At 40.6% G+C, this 19,519-nt stretch carries 19 protein-coding genes and 1 pseudogene; 16 read left to right on the top strand and 4 right to left on the bottom strand.

Translation table 11 applies throughout. The features are described from left to right. Nucleotides 1-88: 88 nt before the first annotated feature. From M1F25_RS11115 to M1F25_RS11135, 5 genes and pseudogenes are all read left to right on the top strand, one after another. Nucleotides 89-520, top strand: a pseudogene (locus M1F25_RS11115) (hypothetical protein); the annotation flags it as partial. Nucleotides 521-544: 24 nt separating this feature from the next. After that, on the top strand, nucleotides 545-1,654 hold the full coding sequence (locus tag M1F25_RS11120; RefSeq protein ID WP_112307106.1) for an ATP-binding protein: 1,110 nt from the start codon (nucleotides 545-547) through the stop codon (nucleotides 1,652-1,654). A gap of 105 nt (nucleotides 1,655-1,759) precedes the next feature. Then, nucleotides 1,760-4,306 (top strand): DUF5682 family protein, encoded by a 2,547-nt coding sequence (locus M1F25_RS11125; RefSeq protein WP_181487882.1) that lies wholly within the window; start codon nucleotides 1,760-1,762, stop codon nucleotides 4,304-4,306. Next, on the top strand, nucleotides 4,306-5,460 hold the full coding sequence (locus M1F25_RS11130) for a VWA domain-containing protein (protein WP_112307108.1): 1,155 nt from the start codon (nucleotides 4,306-4,308) through the stop codon (nucleotides 5,458-5,460). The genes M1F25_RS11125 and M1F25_RS11130 overlap by 1 nt, the downstream gene beginning before the upstream one ends. After that, the gene (locus M1F25_RS11135) at nucleotides 5,457-7,499 is read left to right on the top strand and encodes an SWIM zinc finger family protein (protein WP_112307109.1); all 2,043 of its coding nucleotides are present in this window, start codon (nucleotides 5,457-5,459) and stop codon (nucleotides 7,497-7,499) included. The genes M1F25_RS11130 and M1F25_RS11135 overlap by 4 nt, the downstream gene beginning before the upstream one ends. 47 nt (nucleotides 7,500-7,546) lie before the next feature. Here M1F25_RS11135 and M1F25_RS11140 read toward each other — a convergent pair whose 3' ends face one another. Beyond that, a complete protein-coding gene (locus M1F25_RS11140; RefSeq protein ID WP_004254353.1) occupies nucleotides 7,547-8,041 on the bottom strand; it encodes a MarR family winged helix-turn-helix transcriptional regulator in 495 nt (164 codons plus the stop codon). Nucleotides 8,042-8,125: 84 nt separating this feature from the next. Here M1F25_RS11140 and M1F25_RS11145 point away from each other — a divergent pair, with 84 nt between their 5' ends. The 4 genes from M1F25_RS11145 (at nucleotide 8,126) to M1F25_RS11160 (ending at nucleotide 11,833) form a co-directional block, all read left to right on the top strand. Continuing rightward, a complete protein-coding gene (locus tag M1F25_RS11145; protein WP_004254350.1) occupies nucleotides 8,126-8,998 on the top strand; it encodes an EamA family transporter in 873 nt (290 codons plus the stop codon). 106 nt (nucleotides 8,999-9,104) lie between these two features. Next, nucleotides 9,105-9,755 carry a DNA oxidative demethylase AlkB gene (gene alkB, locus M1F25_RS11150; RefSeq protein ID WP_181489697.1) on the top strand — a complete coding sequence of 217 codons (651 nt, stop codon included), beginning with the start codon at nucleotides 9,105-9,107 and terminating at the stop codon, nucleotides 9,753-9,755. A 194-nt stretch (nucleotides 9,756-9,949) separates the two neighbouring features. Continuing rightward, complete coding sequence (locus M1F25_RS11155) at nucleotides 9,950-10,975, top strand: threonine aldolase family protein (RefSeq protein WP_112307110.1); 1,026 nt, start codon at nucleotides 9,950-9,952, stop codon at nucleotides 10,973-10,975. A 102-nt stretch (nucleotides 10,976-11,077) separates the two neighbouring features. Continuing rightward, the gene (locus tag M1F25_RS11160; protein ID WP_004254341.1) at nucleotides 11,078-11,833 is read left to right on the top strand and encodes a DUF4184 family protein; all 756 of its coding nucleotides are present in this window, start codon (nucleotides 11,078-11,080) and stop codon (nucleotides 11,831-11,833) included. On the opposite strand, the gene M1F25_RS11165 is transcribed toward M1F25_RS11160, so the two are convergent. Beyond that, nucleotides 11,830-12,417 (bottom strand): TetR/AcrR family transcriptional regulator, encoded by a 588-nt coding sequence (locus M1F25_RS11165; RefSeq protein WP_094960562.1) that lies wholly within the window; start codon nucleotides 12,415-12,417, stop codon nucleotides 11,830-11,832. The genes M1F25_RS11160 and M1F25_RS11165 overlap by 4 nt on opposite strands. Nucleotides 12,418-12,528: 111 nt before the next feature. Here M1F25_RS11165 and M1F25_RS11170 point away from each other — a divergent pair, with 111 nt between their 5' ends. The 4 genes from M1F25_RS11170 to M1F25_RS11185 all read left to right on the top strand — a co-directional run bounded on the left by M1F25_RS11170 (nucleotide 12,529) and on the right by M1F25_RS11185 (nucleotide 15,604). Next, the gene (locus M1F25_RS11170) at nucleotides 12,529-13,746 is read left to right on the top strand and encodes an MFS transporter (protein WP_112307113.1); all 1,218 of its coding nucleotides are present in this window, start codon (nucleotides 12,529-12,531) and stop codon (nucleotides 13,744-13,746) included. A gap of 64 nt (nucleotides 13,747-13,810) precedes the next feature. Then, nucleotides 13,811-14,302: a GNAT family N-acetyltransferase gene (locus M1F25_RS11175; protein WP_164561011.1), complete on the top strand. Its 492-nt coding sequence runs from the start codon at nucleotides 13,811-13,813 to the stop codon at nucleotides 14,300-14,302. Nucleotides 14,303-14,380: 78 nt separating this feature from the next. After that, the gene (locus M1F25_RS11180; RefSeq protein ID WP_004254330.1) at nucleotides 14,381-14,845 is read left to right on the top strand and encodes a YaiI/YqxD family protein; all 465 of its coding nucleotides are present in this window, start codon (nucleotides 14,381-14,383) and stop codon (nucleotides 14,843-14,845) included. Nucleotides 14,846-14,950: 105 nt separating this feature from the next. Continuing rightward, nucleotides 14,951-15,604 carry a LysE family transporter gene (locus M1F25_RS11185; RefSeq protein WP_094960558.1) on the top strand — a complete coding sequence of 218 codons (654 nt, stop codon included), beginning with the start codon at nucleotides 14,951-14,953 and terminating at the stop codon, nucleotides 15,602-15,604. Nucleotides 15,605-15,689: 85 nt separating this feature from the next. On the opposite strand, the gene mnmH is transcribed toward M1F25_RS11185, so the two are convergent. Then, nucleotides 15,690-16,781 carry a tRNA 2-selenouridine(34) synthase MnmH gene (gene mnmH / locus M1F25_RS11190; RefSeq protein ID WP_181487884.1) on the bottom strand — a complete coding sequence of 364 codons (1,092 nt, stop codon included), beginning with the start codon at nucleotides 16,779-16,781 and terminating at the stop codon, nucleotides 15,690-15,692. 156 nt (nucleotides 16,782-16,937) lie between these two features. Between mnmH and M1F25_RS11195 the strand changes: the two genes are divergently transcribed. Further along, nucleotides 16,938-17,201 (top strand): DUF3811 domain-containing protein, encoded by a 264-nt coding sequence (locus M1F25_RS11195; protein ID WP_102138563.1) that lies wholly within the window; start codon nucleotides 16,938-16,940, stop codon nucleotides 17,199-17,201. Between the two features lie 82 nt (nucleotides 17,202-17,283). Further along, entirely contained in the window at nucleotides 17,284-17,817 is a 534-nt protein-coding gene (locus M1F25_RS11200; RefSeq protein ID WP_094960555.1) for a beta/gamma crystallin-related protein, read from the top strand. Nucleotides 17,818-17,847: 30 nt separating this feature from the next. On the opposite strand, the gene M1F25_RS11205 is transcribed toward M1F25_RS11200, so the two are convergent. Continuing rightward, a complete protein-coding gene (locus M1F25_RS11205; RefSeq protein WP_164561009.1) occupies nucleotides 17,848-18,576 on the bottom strand; it encodes a GntR family transcriptional regulator in 729 nt (242 codons plus the stop codon). A 247-nt stretch (nucleotides 18,577-18,823) separates the two neighbouring features. Between M1F25_RS11205 and M1F25_RS11210 the strand changes: the two genes are divergently transcribed. Then, nucleotides 18,824-19,516: a hypothetical protein gene (locus M1F25_RS11210; protein WP_250690666.1), complete on the top strand. Its 693-nt coding sequence runs from the start codon at nucleotides 18,824-18,826 to the stop codon at nucleotides 19,514-19,516. Nucleotides 19,517-19,519 lie beyond the last annotated feature (3 nt).

Genomic DNA, 19,519 nt, shown 5'->3' on the forward strand with positions numbered 1-19,519 from the left:
TTGGAGAAGTAACCCACCTTTGTATGCCTTTAAATATGGTGAGTATGGCGATTTATGTTACTTTAGAGGGGAAAATCCCTAGAACCCCAAAGTGAAATTTTTATTCTCGCAGATGGAACATAAAATCCCTGATCTGGATCTGAAATTAACTGAAATTGAAGATCGTAAAGGTTGGTTAACCGACACCTATACCTTGCGTGGCGTCTTGACAAAAATGGGTTACCAACGTGGGCAAGCGGAAGATGGTGGAAGCTTTACCCATTATGCAAAACATTTCGCTAGTTTAGGTTTTTATGTCTATATCGAGTTTAGTGGTAGCTATGTGCCAGAGGAAAATATCCCAGCCGTCTTATTTTCACTAAGCTTTGAAAAATCACAACAAAGCTCATGGAACCGCAGCTATATCGAGTTAAAAGATATCCCGCCTATTTTATTAGCTGAAAGCTATGCGGATTATTTAAAAGTTGCGGATGCGTGTGCAGGTTTTGACCCTGAGTGGGAAAAGAAAACACCTTGGTAAGCGGGTTTAACGTAGGATTTTGGAATGACTAAAAATAAAACAACACAAGGGAATGTTCTGCGTGAAAGCGCAGAAATTCGTTTTGCCGATGAATTGGCACGTTTAACCGAAGCGGATAAACAAAACCCGAAACCACAAGGGTGGCTGCGTTCACCTCGTGCCGTTAGGCAATTTATTTTAGGTGATGAATCACTCAATATTTCTGCAAAGTTTTTCGGTGATGATGCTTTGGTTGACCGTGCAATTGTGACGTTATTAGGTAAGCAAGGACTAATGCTAGTAGGGGAACCCGGGACGGCAAAATCCATGTTATCTGAATTATTAGCTGCTGCAATTAGTGGTGATTCAGGTTTAACCATTCAAGGAACCGCGGGCACAACAGAAGATCACATTAAGTACTCATGGAATTATGCATTGCTATTGGCGGAAGGCCCGACGGAGAAAGCACTGGTTAGTTCGCCGTTATACCAAGGTATGCAAGAAGGTAAAATTGTGCGTTTTGAAGAGATCACACGCTGCCCCCCTGAAATACAAGATGTGCTGGTGAGCTTGATGTCAGAAAAGCAAATGATGATCCCTGAAATGAAAGACAATGCACGGATCAGCGCGAAACAAGGCTTTAATTTAATTGGTACAGCGAACTTGCGTGATCGCGGTGTTCATGAGATGTCATCAGCACTAAAACGCCGATTTAATTTTGAAACCGTGCGGCCAATCCAAGACCCTGCATTTGAAATTGAACTGATTAATAAGCAATTAGCCACAGAGTTAGCTGACCTGAACGGTCAAGTGACAATCCCAAGCAACGTGATCGAGCTGTTGGTTACGACATTTCAAGAATTGCGCTCAGGAAATACTAAAGATGGAGGCAATATTAAAACGCCAGACGCGGTTATGTCGACAGCCGAGGCCGTTAATATTGCTTATGCATGTGCGCTTGAAGCTCATTACTTAGGCGATGGTACGCTCAATGCAGGAGCAGTTGCACGGCAGCTCATCGGTGTGGTTTTAAAAGATAACCCTGATGATATTAAACGGATGCGTTATTACATTGATAATGTCGCGAGAGAAAGGGCAAAACATAGCCAAGACTGGAAAGCTTTTTTTGATGCATCGAGGGCATTTTGGCAATAAGTTTTCATAACAAGGGTAGAGCCGTTATGGTTCTACCCACTTATTGTCACGATGATTAAATCAGCAAAGGCCATTCAAGGCGAATAACCCTTAGGGAAATCAGCGGTGAGCTTGCTATCTATACCTTTACCAGAACGCATTGAAAATGCATTACACGACAGGCAACAACTTGAATCAGCCGGTATCTACTTTGCACCTATTCGGCATCATAGTCCCGCATGTGCATACAGCACGTTGTCTTTGATTGAACAAATCAAACCTGACTATGTTTTAATCGAGGGACCCGATAGTTTTAATGAGCTACTGACGAGCTTATTACATCATGATACCCAGCCACCCGTCGCCATTATGGCACAAACAGAATTAAAACCGACACAGACAGATGATAAAAGTGACGCTGTCACTCGCTCTGCCTATTTCCCATTCTGTGAGTATTCCCCTGAATGGCAGGCTTTACAAATAGGTCAGCAATACCAAGCCCAGCTACGTTTTATTGACTTACCATGGACAGCGCAAGTTAATGAAGACGAAGCTAATGATATGCAATCTCAAAGTTTGCAGAAAGAGCGTTACTTAGTACATAGCTTATTTATTAGCCAGCTTGCGGAGAAAAGTGGTTGCCGTGACCATGATGAATTATGGGAACAAATTTTTGAATTAAGAACGATTGAACAACTGGCAGATTGGCCTGCATTTTTTATGGACAGCTTTATATGGTGTGCATTGGCACGACTTGATTATGAACCCCAAGTCCTTGAGTCAGAAGGTTCTATACAGCGTGAGCAATATATGCAAGCACATATCCAAACCATTAAAGCCCAACATCCACAGGCTAAAATTGTGGTGGTAACGGGGGGCTTCCATACCCTTGCTCTTCTTGAAGGGTTGGAAGTGGCTCACAAACAACAATTTAAGCTTTCTGCGGCACAACAAAAAACGTTTATCCAACAGCAAAAACTGGGTGAACAAGACAAGGCTTGGTTCATTCGCTATAGCTATGACAAACTCGATGCATTAAATGGCTATGCATCAGGAATGCCGTCCCCTGCATTTTACCAACAATCATGGTTGTCATTGTTACAACAACGCCAAGCGCAGATGGCGGGAGATAACCAGCCTACGCAAGCTTATCGAAATCGTCTAGGTGTTGCCTATCTTTCTAAAGTTGCGCATGTTTTACGTGAAAAGCAATTTGAAGCTGCTCCTGGTTTTTTATCGGTTAAACTGGCCGCAGAGCAAAGCATTCGTCTTGCCGCCTTTCGTGGGCATGCAGGCCCTGGGCGATATGATCTGTTAGATGGGTTACAAAGTGTTTTTATCAAAGGTAGCTTAGATGAAAGCCAAATTGAGCTTTGGCAGGAAATAAAAACTTGTTTCTCTGGCTTTTTACTCGGGAAAATCCCCAAAGGGACAGCAACGCCTCCGTTGGTCACTGAAACTTATGAAATAGCAAAAAGTTTTCGTTTCAAGCTTGATGACACCTTAAGTAAGGTGAGTCGCTTAGATGTCTATCGTAATCAACAACATCGTGCGCGTAGCCGATTCCTGCATTTATTAGCATTTCTTGATATCCATTTTGCGAAGCATCTATCTGGGCCAAACTTTTTGTCTGGTAACCAAATGGATTTATTGTTTGAAGAATGGCAATACGCGTGGACGCCCAATGTTGAAGGGGAATTGATTGCCTTATCGGAACAAGGAACACAATTAAAAACTATCGCGCTAAACCGTTTGTTTGAAATGGAAAAAAACCTAGAACAGCAAGGCGTTAGTCGTTCAAGCCAAAGTGCGGTCGCACTACTTATGCAAGCTGCATTAATTGGGCTGCATCAACGGATGCCTGCATTATTTTCATTGTTGGATGGCTATATTCAACAGGATGCAAAGTTTGAATCCTTGATAGTTTGTGGTCATAAGCTTGTTCATCTGTGGCGAGGGCGCCAATTCTTTGATATTGAAGATGGTTTTGCTATCGAAGCACGTTTAGATGCCCTGTTGCAACAAGCGTTTTATTGTTTTGCACAAATTACACAAGGGGATGAACAGCAGCAGGAACACCATTTTTCAGCATTACTTGCTTGCCGTGAATTAATCACTTTTATGCCTGAAATTAATAAAAATCATGATTATAGCATCGATTTTTATCATGAATTAGACCGCTGTGAAGGGCAGTTAAACCATGCGCCTCTTTTAAAAGGTGCCGTGGATGCTTTGCGTTACCTTGGGGCGAAAATTGATGAAACCATCTTGATAGAGGAAATTAAACGCGCGTTCAGCACTGGTAGTGATCCCGAAATGGCAATTGGCTATTTTATTGGTGTGATGCGAACTGCACCCGAGTTGATCTTACGTATACCATTACTCATTGATATGTTAAATCAGTTGCTTAGTGAATGGGATGAAGGGCGTTTTATTCAGGTTTTACCTGATTTACGGTTTGCGTTTAGCCAGCTAACACCAAAACAAAATGCACAAATGGCACAATATGTGGCACAAGACTTAGCGATTGAGGCAAAAGAGCTCACATTGCACCAAACAGAATTTAATGAACAACAAATGATGCAAGTGATTCAACTCGAACAACAGTTACAAGGCCAGCTGCTTGAACTGGGGTTGCAAAATTGGCTTATTAGCACTCAGGAAGGCAAATAATGAGTCAGAAAAATGTCATATTAACCCCTGAACAGCTTAAATTGGCTAAGCGCTGGCGTTTAATACTTGGGCAATATGCCGATAATGCACTTGGTCAGGCCGTCTTTAGTGCTGAAGAGTTAAAAATAGAACGCTCTTTGGACTTTTTATATCGTCGGGAATACCAACGCCGAGGTTTAAAGCAAGAAGCTGGGCGCCATGGTTCCTTAGATGCTTCTCAATTAACGGCGGTTAATTGGTTAAACCAAGCGCGTAAATTGTTCCCCAATAGTACCTTTGAGCGAATGCAATCCCAAGCATTAGAGCGTTATGAGATCAGTAGCTTATTAAAGGACCCACAAGCGCTAAATGCCATGGAGCCAACAAAATCTCTCGCAAAAGCGTTGTTAAGCCTACGCGGGAAGATGAACGAAGAAACCCGTGATGCCGTCAAAAATATTATACGCAAAGTGGTGGATGATATTTTGAGTCAAATGCGTAACCAATTTCGTCATGCATTAACAGGGCGGCGTAACCGTTTTCGACGCTCACTGGTTCCAAACAGCCGTAATTTTGATTGGCGAGGAACTATTGCCGCCAACTTGAAGAATTATGATAAACAAAATCAACGGTTAGTGATAAAAACGCCTCATTTTAATTCTCGTCAACAACAACACTTACCGTGGGATGTGATCCTGTGTGTGGACCAGAGTGGCTCGATGGCGAGTTCTATTATGTATGCGGCTGTATGCGCGAGTATACTCGCGGCATTACCGACAGTGCGTGTATCTTTAGTAATTTTTGATACTCAAGTGGTTGATTTAAGCCACCTTGCTCATGATCCTGTTGAAGTGTTAATGACAGTGCAATTGGGGGGCGGAACGGATATCGCTAAAGCGATGCAATATTGTGAAAGTTTAATCCGCAACCCAAAACGTACCGTGATTAGCTTAATCAGTGATTTTGAAGAGGGGGGCGCCCTCAATCATTTACTCAATTGCACACAACGCCTACATAGCCAACAAGTGAAGTTATTGGGTCTAGCGGCGTTGGATGATGAGGCACTGCCCGTTTATGATCCTGACATTGCCCAAAAACTTGCTGATAGAGGGATGCATGTTGCGGCATTAACACCGGAACATTTTGCACAATGGTTAGCAGAGGTCATGCAATGAACTGGCAAAACAGTTACTTACAGTATGACGACGATGCATTAGCCGTATTTGCGAATGTGGGGTTACTTCGACGTGCACGTAAAGACGTTGAAAACCAAAAAGTTAACCCAACAGACTTAGACGCTGGAACATTCACGAGTGATGGGCAACGTGTTTCTTTAGATGCACAAGGGATCCAAAAAGCCACTTGTGATTGCCCAGCAACAGGGTGCTGTAAACACATTTTAGCGGCCGTTTTGTGGGTACAATCGAATGCAACCACAGAAATTGATTCAGCGGAGCCGATAGCCAGTGAAACGGTGCTAAGCGAATTATTAGCATTGTTACCAGAAAGCCTATTCAAGCAAGCTTCTAAGCCTGATATGCGTTTAGCGTTTAGATTTATACAGGAGTGGCAAGAAAAAGAATTAGTTTATGAAGCGCAATCGAACCAGTTAAAAATCATTCTACCAGAATATGATGAGCCAATTATTTATATGCGTGGTAGTGGTTTGCAGGGCATGATTTCATCACTACCCGAAAAACAAAAAAATGCGGTTCATCTTGCTATTATTGCAAAATTAATGCTTCAGCATGGCCAAGAGTGGCGTTGGCCTGAGGAACTAACCGCAAGTCAAACTCATCAACAGGTGCTTAGCCAAGATGATAAAATGGTGATGAGTTCAATAGAACAATTCATTCAGGATATGTTACGACAAGGGCTATCGCATATTAGCCAAAGCAGTGCTAGCCAGTTGCAATTACTGAATATGTCAGCGCGTGCGGAAGGGTTGCCTCGCTTAGCCAATTATATGAGACGCCTTAGCCAGCAAGTCAAACGACTAGCTGATAAGCACTTTACAATGGATGAAGGGCAAGTTTTACGGTTGATAGCTGAAATATCAGCTTATTTGCATCAATTATCAGTAGCAAATGAACATCAGCTTATTGAGCTCAAAGGGTTGCAAAGACGGCAGTATAGCAATCACCCCATGGAATTTGATTTATTGCCTATCGATGCAAATTGGTGGAAAACCGAAAGTGGTGCGATTGGTGCTACATTGAGCTTTTGGGATCGACAAAATAAAAAAATCATTCAATGCACGCAAGGTCGTAGTAATAACCTTGACCCAACGTTTAATCGACAAAATGTTTGGCAAACACTGGCGTTATGGAAACATACCGCCGAGAGTTTGATGAAAACTCCCTTTAAATTGCATTCACCACGGGTATCAGAGGAAGGTAAATTATCAGCCACTGGCGAAAGCTATGCCGTTAGCAGTCAAGAAAATGGGATAACAACCAATGATTACCTTAACATTAAAGCTGAATTTGGTTATACCGATTGGCAGTTAGCGGCGAATGAGTTGCCAACACTCACACAAGACAACAGGTTTTCCCCCGTTTTATTGCATATTGATGACTATGAGCCACTCTATTGGGATGAAACAGAACAATGTGTCTTATGGGCGGTGACTGACTCACAAAAAAACCGAGCATTTTTACGGTTAAACTGGCAAGGGAGTGATGACCATAAAATTGAAGAATTGCGTTTTATTACAAAACAGCAATGGCCAATTTGTGCTGTTACGGTGCAGGTAAATCATTCGCAAGAGGCGATTCAGTTGGTACCTAAAACGCTATGGTTAAAAAAAGAACACAGCATTGAGTTGTTCTACTTAGACTTTGAAAGTACACCACGTAAGAAGCAACGTTCCGGTTTTTTTAATAAAATTATCGAATATATGGCGAAAAAACAGCAAAAAAGCCAAGCTTTTGTGCCTGAATTAACGTTAGCTAGCCAGCTTGTTCGGCCGATACTTTCAGTACTAGAAACGCAAGCGTGTACAGGAAGGCAATGTTTATCCCAAACTCAACAAAATGAAATCGCGTATGTCATTAGAACGCTTGAGGATTTGGGGGCTCTTTGGTTGGCTAATCAGTTTAAGCCATTGATTACCTCCAGTGACTTACAACCCCAAGTACTATTACAGTTAGTTTATTTATGTGACCGTTTTGAAAGGTTACAAATGCCATTGCCTTTTCAATTCAATGAATAATACGAGGGGGAGATATTTCCCCCTCGTATTATGCTCAAGACAGCGTGTTATTTTTCATTAGGCTCAAATGACGCTAAGAATGTTCGCAATAACTGATTCAATGCTTGTTGCTCTTGTGGTGACAATTTAGCAACGAGGCGAGCTTGGTTTTGTGTATGTACTTCAATAAGTTGGTTGATTAGCGTTAAGCCTTCAGTTGTTAATGAAACCAAAAAACCGCGGCCATCATCCGGGTTGGTATGGCGGATGACTAACCCCGCTTTTTCTAATTGGTCTATTCGGTTAGTCATTGTCCCCGATGTAACCATCAACGTTGAGAGCATTTCCCCTGGGCTTAGCGTATAGGGGGCTCCTGCACGGCGCAAAGTTGCAAGCACATCAAAACTTGAACGGTTAAGACCAAACTGAGCGAAGACCTTTTCCATTTCCCGAGTTAAGTGGTACGCGACATTACCCAACCGACCAATTAATCCCATTGGGCTAATATCGAGGTCAGGGCGTTCTCTTTCCCACTGTTGAGTGATTTTATCTATTCTATCCATAGGTAAATAATGGCGGTTATTTATCTTGACGTCAAGGTAAAATACACATATCTTGAGGTCAAGATAAATTAAGAGAGTAGAAATATGGGTCGTATAACAGTTTTAGGATTGACTGCATTGGCACCGATTGTATGGGGGAGCACATACTTAGTGACAACAGAAATGTTACCCGCAGGGATACCATTAACATTGGCGGTATTGCGCGCTTTACCCGCAGGGTTACTATTGATACTCGTGCTGCGAAAACTTCCCGAGGGTATTTGGTGGTTACGTGTGGTGATATTAGGTGTTTTAAATTTTTCTTTATTTTGGTGGTTACTGTTTATTGCTGCGTATCGCTTACCTGGTGGTGTAGCTGCAACGGTTGGCGCCGTACAGCCATTAATTGTACTATTTCTAAGCTATTGGTTGTTAAATAATCGGTTATCAGCGGTATCCATTATCGCATCAATAGCGGGGGTATTCGGGGTAGCAATATTACTTTTAACACCGAATGCCGCCTTAGACCCTCTAGGCATTGTTGCAGGGTTAGCAGGCGCATTTTCAATGGCCGCAGGGACGGTTTTGAGTCGCCGCTGGCAGCCACCAGTGAGCGCTTTAACCTTTACTTCATGGCAATTAACTGCGGGAGGCTTAGTTTTATTACCATTTGCCATTGTGTTTGAGCCGGCTTTGCCACCGTTAAGTTCATTAAATTTAATCGGGTTGGGGTATCTAACGCTTATTGGTGGAGCATTGACTTACGCTTTATGGTTCCGTGGGCTTGCAATATTAGGCCCAAGTTCAGTTGCGTCACTGGGTTTCTTAAGCCCTGTGAGTGCGGTGGTTTTAGGGTGGTTTTATCTCAATCAACAACTTAGCACCTTGCAATTTATTGGTATGGTTGTCATTTTACTCAGTGTGTGGGCGAGCCAACGAGCGGAAACAAGAAAAGTCACTTTAGCTTATCAACGTTAAAGGTATTTTGGAGGTTGCTTATTTGTTGTGCTAAGCAACCTTTTTTCCTGTGTTAATATCCATTAGAGTATTCACTTGGATTATAAAAAAGTGACTAGTGACTAATATGTTATTTCCTGATGAAGATAATATCGTACAAATTGCACCAGAGGCTTTTTTACTCAAAGGTTTTTTACTCAAAGGTTTTTTACTGGGGCAAAGTGATGCATTATTGCAGTCATTAAGCAACGTTATTACTGCTAATCCATTAAGGCATATGGCAACACCCAATGGTTATCAAATGTCGGCAGCAATGACTAACTGCGGCGACTGGGGTTGGGTGACAGATAAAAAGGGTTATCGTTACAGTCAGCGTGACCCTGTCACGAACCAGCCGTGGCAACCTATGCCTATTTCGTTTGTTCAATTGGCAACTTCAGCAGCGAGTACCGCTGGCTTCGAACATTTTATCCCTGATGCTTGCTTAATTAACCGGTATGCAGTTGGCGCTGCAATGTCATTGCACCAAGACAAAGACGAAGCTGATTTCACTCATCCAATTGTTTCTTTTTCTTTAGGGCTACCCACAATATTTGATTTTGGTGGGGCAACCCGTGATGCGCCTAAAATCGCTGTTTATTTAGAACATGGGGATGTCTTGGTATGGGGCGGTCGGTCACGGTTAAATTATCATGGAGTACGTCGTATTAAATCAGGTGTACACCCGTTGTTAGGGCCTTACCGCTATAACTTGACGTTTAGGCGTTCTCAACCTTAAATTCGCCTTTTACAATATTCCAATTTATCAATTAAATAGACCATGAATGACTTAATATTTCATCTCAGTAGATTAAATAATACTAATCGTTAAATTTAGTATTTATATAGAAAAAATATCATTGAATAATAAATTAGATGCACCTATAAATGATGGTTATAAATTAATATAACTAGGTATTGGTAGGTAAGTGAATGTATAGCTTTTTAAATGATTATAATGAAATAGCTCACCCTGCAGTTATGCAGACTTTAAATGATTTATCAGGGAAACGTTTCAAAGGTTATGGCACTGATGAGGTTTGTAGCAGGGTCGCGGCTCAAATTAGATTAAGAATTAGCCAACCTAGTGCTGATATTCATTTCTTTAATGGCGGTACAATTACTAATCTGACAACGATTTCCCACGTTTTACGACCTTACCAAGCGGTTATCACCGTAGATAGTGGGCATATCGCCGTTCATGAAACGGGGGCAATTGAAGCGACAGGACATAAAGTTATTACTGTTGACTCACCATCAGGCAAACTCGCACCAGAGCATATCATCAAGGTGCTGTCTGAACATAATGATGAACATACTGTCCAGCCTAAGCTTGTTTATATCAGTAATTCAACCGAAATTGGCACTGTTTACCGTAAACAAGAGTTAGTTGCGCTACGCGAGGTTTGTGACGCTCATAACTTACTGTTATTTATGGATGGTGCTCGCTTGTCTTCTGGTTTAATGTCGAAATATAGTGATTTAACCATTGAAGATGTCGCGAAGTTGACCGATATTTTTTACATCGGTGGAACGAAAATAGGTGCATTAACTGGGGAGATTTTGGTGCTTGTAAACCCTGCATTGCAATCAGATTTCCGTTTTAGTATTAAGCAAAAAGGTGGGCTACAAGCAAAAGGTTGGCTGCTCGCCGCCCAGTTCGAACCACTGTTTAATGATGATTTGTATTTTAAATTGGGAAGTCATCTTAATGAGATGGCATCACAACTCGCTTCATTTTTTGCTGAAAAGGGATTCCAATTTCTTGCGCCCGTAGAGTCAAACCAAGTTTTCGTTATTTTCCCAAATGCACTGGCGAATAAATTATTAACACACTATCAGTTAAGCTTAATTTGTAAGCCGACACCGGAAACCACGTGTATTCGTTTTTGTACCTCGTGGTCAACAACTCAGCAAGATGTAGACAAATTAAAGCAGACTTTCCAAGCTTTACTTTAGGTAATTATCATCCCAGTAAATATTTCCGATATTTCGCCTATATTTATTGGGTTTTATTTATCATGATAGTGGCTTATTGATGACGTTAATGAGCAATTTACCATGCCTTGGACTTTTTCCCATCCTGCAGTCGTTTTTCCGATAAAACAAAGTCGATTTGGGCATTTTTTAAGCTTACCTGCCTTAATTTTAGGTAGCCTAAGCCCAGATCTATTTTATTCAATGATGTGGTACTCGGCAGCCACTACGGCTCATGACTTGATAGGCTGGTTATATACTGGCTTACCATTATGTTTACTCATCACTATTTTTGTACAAAAAAGTGTTTTTTATCTCCACTATGCTGTGCCATTTCCCTTGAAAAACAGGAGTGTAGGTTCATTTCGACAATTTTGTATTGTCGTGCTTTCCTTTTATATCGGTGCGGCAAGCCATATTATCTGGGATGCTTTTACTCATCAGTCAGGGGCTTTTGTTCGGCACGCTGAGTTTTTGCAGCTTGTCGTATTTAACATGACGGATAGCCAAGAAATTGCTATTTATAAATTACTGCAACACCTTGGCTCTTTATTGGGAGCGTTGTACTTGTTGATAAAATACACGCAGTACTACCGTCGGCAATCTGCAATTCAGCAGCAAGAGTATGCGAAAAAGTTAATGGCATTACTCAAGATTGCCATTGTTTCAGGATGTATTTCCTTACCATTTGCCTATAAATTAGCCATGAAAGGGGATGTATTTAGTTTCAATCGCTTTGTATATTTAGAACTAACACTACTAGTTCCTGTTTTTTTTACAGCAAGTATATTGTTTGCACTGATAAAATATCAGCGCCAGCGAAAGGCCACGCAAAGTTAGCCTTTTGTGAGTAACAACCCTGATAACATGATATCGATGGCAGCGATACTTTTCTTTAATCGCTGTTGACTATCACTTTGTGAAATCCAATATGCTGCTTCAGCGAGACCGCCATTAATTAAAAAAGCCAATGCATGGGTATCAATATCTTTAATAATGCCTTTTTTGGCAAGCTCATAAAGTAAGCGTTCAATCTGTTCGGTACACTGTAAGTTTGATTTAGCTAAAAAATTGCCTAATACAGCTTTCGCGTCACGCAAAATAATTTGTTGGTATTCGGGCTCTAATGCCATTTCTAAGTAAGCATGACAGCGTTGACAGAAACTGTTCCATAAGTCTTCAGTATGGCGAGTAATTCCTTGTAACCGTGCGTTCATTTGTGAGTCGATTTGCTCAACAACGGCAGTAAATAAGCCTTGTTTGTCGCCAAAGTGGTGGTAAAGGGCACCGCGTGTGAGATTAACGCTTGCTGCAATTTCATCCATTGAAGTTTCTGCATAGCCGAGTCGGCTAAAGTGCTCTCGTGCTGTAGTTAGCAAATTTGCACGTGTTTCCGCCATTTGCGCTTGTGTTCTTCTTGCCATTAAAAACCTCTTACATACATGGCGTATAATTATTTACATTCAATGTGTATGATTATATCATAATTATACATACGTATCGTATGTATAATTAAATTTCATTTTGGAGTTCATATGATAGGTCGCTATCAGCAGTTATTTCAGGCAAAAGAAAACCAGCACTTTGTGATAGCAGGGTTATTGGCACGTTTAGCGTTACCAATGATGGGGATCGGGATCATTACCCTGTTAGCACAATTGAAAGGGAGCTATACCTTGGCAGGGCTTGTTTCTGCAACTTTTGTATTAACTTATGCGTTGCTATCTCCACAAGTCTCCCGCTTAGTGGATAAATTTGGTCAATTTCGCGTCTTGCCGGTGGTAACTGCTGTCAGTGTACTCGGTGTTTTTATTATCATCATCACTACGTGGTTATCATTACCCGATATCGGCTTATTTATCGGGGCACTGTTAACGGGAGCAATGCCAAGTATGTCTGCCATGGTAAGGGCAAGGTGGACAGCACAGTATAAAGATCAGCCCGTATTACAAACAGCGTATTCATTAGAAACCGTATTTGATGATGCGACTTTTATTGTTGGCCCACCGTTATCTGTCGGGATCAGTGTTGCTTTATTTCCTCAAGCGGGTTTACTGGTTGCAGCGATTCTACTCGCTGTGGGGATGGCATTGTTTATTTCACAACGCAGCACTGAACCTAAAGTAGTTGTATCTGATCATCTTGTAATGCCGAATAAATCAATTATTTCAATGGTTGGATTGCAGTTATTGATTGTGTTGATGATTGCTTTAGGTGTGATTGTTGGCAGTGTGGATATCTTGAGTGTCACTTTGGCTCAATTACAACAGCAACCGGCGATGGCTAGTTTAGTGTTATCGGCCTATGCAGTCGGTTCATGTGCAATGGGGATCGTATTTGGAGGGTTAACCTTTAACACACCTTTGCCACGCTTACTCTTCCTCAGCGGCTTAATGACGTTTCTTTCTATTGTACCAATGTGGTGGGTCGTAGGGGTTTATTCATTATCTGTGGTGGTGTTTATTTCAGGGTTGTTCTTTGCACCGACGATGATCATTGCAATGACATTAGTTGAGAAAATTGTTCCGCAAAATAAATTAACAGAAGGAATGACCTGGTTACTTGCTGGGTTAAATATCGGTGTTGCAATTGGTGCAATGTTAACGGGTAAAATGGTGGATACCTACGGTCCTTACGCAGGTTATGCCGTTGCTATCTCTGGCGGTGTTTTAGTTTTAATTTCAACATGGTTGAGTTACTTACGCGATAAAACCCAACAAAAAGTAGCAGTTGAATGCGAAAATGGCCATTAAAAACAACGAAAAAATAAACCATGTAGTGATAAAATCATAAAAAATAATTTAATGAGGTAACCTAATGCACTCTCCAGTATTTCGAGCGGCCACACTCGGTGATGTTGACTCCTGTTATGCGATTGAAGTCGAATCCTATGAAGGGGATGAAGCGGCGACAAGAGAAAAAATAGCCACGCGTATCCAACAATATCCAGACGGTTTTTTATGTATGGAATTAGCTGGAGAAGTAGTTGGTTTTATTAATGCGGGTTGTGCATGGGATGTTGTGATGTCTGATGAGGAATTTAAAGAACTCATTGGACATGACCCAAAAGCACCGAATGTCGTTATTATGTCAGTGGTCGTGCATCCCAAATATCAAGGTAAAGGTTATTCGTCTTTACTGATGAAAACATTTATTAACTCCATGAAGGAGAAGAGTAAAGAAACAATTCATCTTATGTGCAAAGAACGCCATATTGACCTGTATAAGCACTTTGGCTACCAATATGTTAAACCGTCAGAATCCGATCATGGTGGAATGACGTGGCATGAAATGGTGATGAAATTGTAAAATGTATTTTATTAAGCCTGTGATTTTGTTGTCTGGTATCATATCTCATTATATATAATCACTATTTGGGAAATCATAATGATAATTTGGGTAGATGCGGATGCATGTCCAAAAGTAATTAAAGAGGTTTTATACCGCGCGGCAGATAGAGAAAAAGTGCAAATAACATTTGTTGCAAACCAGCGTTTAACGGTACCTCCTTCACCTTTTTTAAAAACTTTACAGGTACCTGCAGGGTTTGATGTGGCTGATAATGAAATTGTGTTGCGAGCCCAAAAAGATGATTTAGTGATCACAGCAGATATTCCATTAGCCGCAGAGGTTATAGAAAAGGGCGCGAATGCATTAAACCCTCGAGGAGAACGCTATAGCGAAGCTACCATTCGTGAGCGCCTTAATATTCGTGATTTTATGGATACCATGAGAGCCAGTGGCATCCAAACGGGTGGGCCTGCAAGTTTAAACCAGAAAGACAGGCAGCAATTTGCTAATGAATTAGATAAATGGTTGTTGCAACGTAAAAAATCATTAGCGTCATCATAAGCCAGCACATTTTCTGATTTAAGCTCAGAAAATGTGCATAGTAAAACAGAATTACTCTCTATGCCGTGACTATAATGGTTAACCTTAAATTTTTGAAGAAAAATAATGGATCCATTACACAGCATTATCATCACGCTATTCTTATTTATACTGACCTTTTTTAATCCTGGGGCAAATTTGTTTATTGTGGTGCAAACCACATTAAGCTCAGGTAAAAAAGCGGGGTTAACCTGTGGCTATGGCGTGGTATTAGGCAATGCCATTTATTCAGGTCTCGGTTTATTTGGTTTGGTCACATTAATGGCGGAATTCGGCTCATTATTCTCACTCATTAAGATTCTGGGTGGTTTATATTTACTTTATTACGCAGTGAGTGTTTTCAATAACAAAACACAACTCAATCTGTCCACCGAAAATACCATGGAAAGTTTTCCATCAGGTGTCTACTTTAGGCGGGGTTTGATTTCTGATTTATCAAACCCACAAACCGTTTTATTTTTTATGAGTATTTTTTCAACGACTATTTCCCCATCAACACCATTATGGACTAAGTTAGTTATTTGGATGGGAATTGTTGTTGCATCACTAATTTGGCGGATAATTTTATGCCAAACATTCTCTTTAACCTCTGTGCGTAGAACTTATTCACGCGTTCATAAAGTTGTCGGCAAAGGCGTCGGGCTAATTCTTGGAGGATTGGCTACAAGGTTGATTTACCAAGGGGTTAGCGAGCTGGTAGTAAAAAAATCACCATTCTAGGTTTTATGATCATGTTCAAGCCATTACGATATAAAATAGCCTCAGACTCCATACGATGAGGCTATTTGTGGTGAAAGAAAATGCATCATTGTTGATCAGTTAGCCAATGTTCAACTTCTTTATAATTACCATGGAAAATGATGCGATGCTGCTTTTTACTTAATTGATAGCAATACATTGGGTCATAGTATTCATTCAACAATGGAATTAACCACGAAAAATGTGTTTGGGTATCACCGGTTGTTTTTTGGTCTGCTAAAGCAAGATCAAGTAAATGGGTTAATTCGATTGTCCGCTGTGAGCCTAAACGTTTGCGAATGGCTAATAGGCCATGGTGCAGATAGTCACTATATTCCTGCCAGCCTCGCTCAAAACCAAAAGTTGCTAAAAAATCTTGCGTCATACGATCAAAATATTCATATTTTAAACGCTCAAGACGTAGCTCAAAGGGGTCTTCAATAATAGCGATTGGCGCTTTTTCCATTTGTGTGCGTAGTTCAAGAGGTAGGCTATTTGCACCAATGGCACGTCCCTCATCTTCCAGTACCCAATGTTGACAGTATTGGGCTTTCTTCAATAAAGGGACCGCTAAGTAATTTTCAAACGTGGCTTGGGAGTGTTGTTGTTGTAATGTACGGCCAAAAGAAGAACCTCGGTGATGTGCGAGACCTTCTAAATCAATTCCGTTCGCGAGTTGATGGACTAAAGTGGTTTTACCATTACCGGTACAGCCGCCCACTAAAACGATAGGCCGCTGAACCAGCTCATTGACGGCATCAATTGCAGTTTGTCGCAATGCTTTATAACCACCGTTAATAAGAGGGTATTCAATTCCCACCTCTTTTAGCCACGATTGCACGATATGGGAGCGCATTCCACCACGCGCACAGCAAATATAACCATGGGTATTTTGTTGGCAGGCTTCTTTCCACGCTGTGATCCGCGCAATTTTAATATCACCACTGACAAGTTGGTGGCCTAACTCAACGGCTTTAGTAGAACCTTGTTGTTTATAGCATGTACCAACGGCAGCACGTTCATCATCATTCATCAACGGAAGGTTAATTGCATTAGGCATCGACCCTTGTTGAAATTCGATAGGAGCTCTGACATCGATGAGTGGTGTGTCAGTAGTTAAGATTTGGCAAATATTTTGCGAAGACGAGGTTAATTCCATAATAACAGCGAGATTCTTTAAAGTTGCAATGAGATTACTATACTCTTAATCCTATTGCTTGGCATTAATGTTAGGCTTAAAACAATGGTTAGTGTTTTATTGCCTAATAATGATATATTGTTGTTAGGTATTTTAATATGAGTAAGGGGTAATACAATGAAGATGTTAACGATTCAAGAAATGACCGAAACTCAAAAAATCCAAGTGCGTACAAGGCTTGCTCAAGAAAGGAAAAAACTTGGCCGTGAATTAACAAATTCCGAGCAGAGCAAAGTAAGGAAACAAATCATTACCGAAATATCTCAAGAAGTCGAAAAGCAAGCGAAAAAATTACGCGCAGAAAAGAAAAAAGATAAGTTAGTTCCCAGCGATGCAAGTTACAGTTGGTCTTCTCAAAATCATAAAAGAGGGTATCGCTAATTTTTAATCAGAGTGTTCCGCTAGTGATTTGCATTAAGTAATTGTAATTTTACGCCATTCAAATCATTAAAAGACCTCAAAAATGAAAAAGATTGCGTTATTATTATTGTTATTCAGTAGTTTTACTGTCGCAAAATCTAATTATCATGGGAAACCATCCCGTAATGATTCTGTTGTTGTGCATGTTTGCGCTTTATCTCCTTTTTCTAACTTCTATGCAGAAGCTGCAATGTCTGAGCAAACAGCGCGACACAAAACCTCTCGACGCTGTGAATTAGGGCAAGGGCAAGGCAGTATTTTCTGTAAAGCTCAAGATGCGAAATGCAGCACCAGTAAATTATCGTTTGGTGATCAATATATTGAAGAAAGCCTAATTGTTTACGCTAAATCGTGGCAAAAGGGCGATTATATTGAAGTATTTGACGATATTCCGTATCTTTCCCGTCACCATTTCTCAGATAAAATAGCCTCTTATACTATCCCTGACGGCTGGATTGTCCGTTTTTACGAAGGCGATAATTATACTGGCAAATACCATACAGAGATGGGCGGTTCGCACAATACGCTAGGATATAGCCAAAAAACTCGCTCAATCAAAATTATGAAACGACCTTAAAAAAGTCGTCGACTGTTATTGCTGGTGGCTCTATTGTTCTCTTTTTTTATTGACGGCTAGATTGAAATTAACTTTTTTATTCTGATTACGGATATGTTCTTTAATTTCTTTCTCTAATAGAGGTAAATCACCCGTACGAATTTTGTCTAATAGCACATGGTGTTCTTGGATAATTTCTTCCATTGGCTTAGTGAATGTTGATATTCCAATAATAATAGTGAGTTGTTTTGCCACATTTTCCCATAAAGACGTTAATGTCTTATTACCGCTTAGTTCACATAATGTACGATGAAAATGGACATCGCTTAAAGAAAAAAGATAGCTATCTTCGAGTGTTGCCGCTTTGGTCATTTGATTAATGCATTCTGTTAATTCAGTAATACATTGCGTATCTAAATGTTTTTCCTGAGAAATAAATCGCCTGACGGCATGTAACTCTAATAGAACTCTTACCTCTATAAGCTCATCAAGACGTGCTTCAGAAACGGGTGCCATGCGAATGCCTTTAAAAGGCTCGTTGATAACAATACCTTGACTTTCGAGAACGCGGAGAGCTTCTCTAACTGGAACGCGGCTTACGTTCATTTTTTCAGCTATTTCTTTTTCAACAATACGATCACCGGGCAAAATATAACCACGAGTGGCAGCTTCAACCAACCTGTCAACTACATCGTCAGTCAGTGTTCTTGCTTTAATAGGCTGCCAGTAATCGTCTTTTGCCGTTTTATCTAAAAAAAGATTTTTTTTACTATCAGTCATCGTGAATGCCTATAAAATTTTTATTAATCAAGTAGTAATGATTTTAGTTATTCAAAATTTGCTCTAATAAAACTACCACATCATCAAATCATAGACCACAAAAACATAAGAATGGCAGTCAGAAGCTATATCGAACAAACTCGATTTAGATCACAATTAAAGCAATTGAATATTGTATACAATCTTACAATCTAGTTTAATGTACCCAATTAATAAGCTGTTATTGAAAGAAAGAGTGAAGGAAAAAATGATGGATAAACGATTGGAAGAGATAAAAATTACTGAGATTGTTGCCGTTCCACTATTTGGAGAAAGCCCTAAGGGGGGCTGGTCAAATGAAATAAAGCCAGAAGATCCTATTCATGCCATCATTGCAGTTCATACTGATGCGGGTATTACAGGCTATGGCAGTGTATTTACTGATGGTCGTTTGGTTGAAGCTGCTATCCCAGTATTAGCGTCTTTGTGTCTTGGTGAAAGTGCATTGCAGCCGGAGCGAGTATCTGAAAAGTTAAGACAAAATACTTTTTGGATGGGACGTGGAGGTACACTAACACACACAATTAGTGGGATCGACATTGCACTGTGGGATATTCTAGGTAAAGCAACAGGGCTACCAGTAAGCACTCTATTAGGAGGGAACTACCGGTCAAAAGTTCAACCTTATTGTTCGTTGCTGATGGAAAAGCCAGATGTTATGCACAAGGTGATCCTAGAATATAAGTCATTAGGATTTAAAGCATTCAAAATTGGTTGGGGACCTTTTGGCCGCTGTAATGACCAACAATTAGACCGCGCAATTGTTGAAGCTGCAAGGGATGCAGCAGGGCAAGATTCCCAACTATTTGTTGATGCAGGAGCGAGCGATGCATATTGGCCGAATGGCTTAAAATGGGCAATCCAAACCTCACACATGTTAGCTGAATATCAGGTAGGTTAGTTT

Origin of the sequence: Providencia sp. PROV109, from assembly GCF_033681625.1 — a bacterium.
Taxonomy (GTDB): domain Bacteria; phylum Pseudomonadota; class Gammaproteobacteria; order Enterobacterales; family Enterobacteriaceae; genus Providencia; species Providencia hangzhouensis.

What these genes read in the sequence shown, in the direction of transcription:
- M1F25_RS11120 (WP_112307106.1), top strand. Translation starts at nt 545, where the DNA reads ATGACTAAAAATAAAACAACACAAGGGAATGTTCTGCGTGAAAGCGCA.
- M1F25_RS11130 (WP_112307108.1), top strand. Translation starts at nt 4,306, where the DNA reads ATGAGTCAGAAAAATGTCATATTAACCCCTGAACAGCTTAAATTGGCT.
- M1F25_RS11135 (WP_112307109.1), top strand. Translation starts at nt 5,457, where the DNA reads ATGAACTGGCAAAACAGTTACTTACAGTATGACGACGATGCATTAGCC.
- M1F25_RS11140 (WP_004254353.1), bottom strand. Translation starts at nt 8,041, where the DNA reads ATGGATAGAATAGATAAAATCACTCAACAGTGGGAAAGAGAACGCCCT.
- M1F25_RS11145 (WP_004254350.1), top strand. Translation starts at nt 8,126, where the DNA reads ATGGGTCGTATAACAGTTTTAGGATTGACTGCATTGGCACCGATTGTA.
- alkB (WP_181489697.1), top strand. Translation starts at nt 9,105, where the DNA reads ATGTTATTTCCTGATGAAGATAATATCGTACAAATTGCACCAGAGGCT.
- M1F25_RS11155 (WP_112307110.1), top strand. Translation starts at nt 9,950, where the DNA reads ATGTATAGCTTTTTAAATGATTATAATGAAATAGCTCACCCTGCAGTT.
- M1F25_RS11160 (WP_004254341.1), top strand. Translation starts at nt 11,078, where the DNA reads ATGCCTTGGACTTTTTCCCATCCTGCAGTCGTTTTTCCGATAAAACAA.
- M1F25_RS11165 (WP_094960562.1), bottom strand. Translation starts at nt 12,417, where the DNA reads ATGGCAAGAAGAACACAAGCGCAAATGGCGGAAACACGTGCAAATTTG.
- M1F25_RS11170 (WP_112307113.1), top strand. Translation starts at nt 12,529, where the DNA reads ATGATAGGTCGCTATCAGCAGTTATTTCAGGCAAAAGAAAACCAGCAC.
- M1F25_RS11175 (WP_164561011.1), top strand. Translation starts at nt 13,811, where the DNA reads ATGCACTCTCCAGTATTTCGAGCGGCCACACTCGGTGATGTTGACTCC.
- M1F25_RS11180 (WP_004254330.1), top strand. Translation starts at nt 14,381, where the DNA reads ATGATAATTTGGGTAGATGCGGATGCATGTCCAAAAGTAATTAAAGAG.
- M1F25_RS11185 (WP_094960558.1), top strand. Translation starts at nt 14,951, where the DNA reads ATGGATCCATTACACAGCATTATCATCACGCTATTCTTATTTATACTG.
- mnmH (WP_181487884.1), bottom strand. Translation starts at nt 16,781, where the DNA reads ATGGAATTAACCTCGTCTTCGCAAAATATTTGCCAAATCTTAACTACT.
- M1F25_RS11195 (WP_102138563.1), top strand. Translation starts at nt 16,938, where the DNA reads ATGAAGATGTTAACGATTCAAGAAATGACCGAAACTCAAAAAATCCAA.
- M1F25_RS11200 (WP_094960555.1), top strand. Translation starts at nt 17,284, where the DNA reads ATGAAAAAGATTGCGTTATTATTATTGTTATTCAGTAGTTTTACTGTC.
- M1F25_RS11205 (WP_164561009.1), bottom strand. Translation starts at nt 18,576, where the DNA reads ATGACTGATAGTAAAAAAAATCTTTTTTTAGATAAAACGGCAAAAGAC.
- M1F25_RS11210 (WP_250690666.1), top strand. Translation starts at nt 18,824, where the DNA reads ATGATGGATAAACGATTGGAAGAGATAAAAATTACTGAGATTGTTGCC.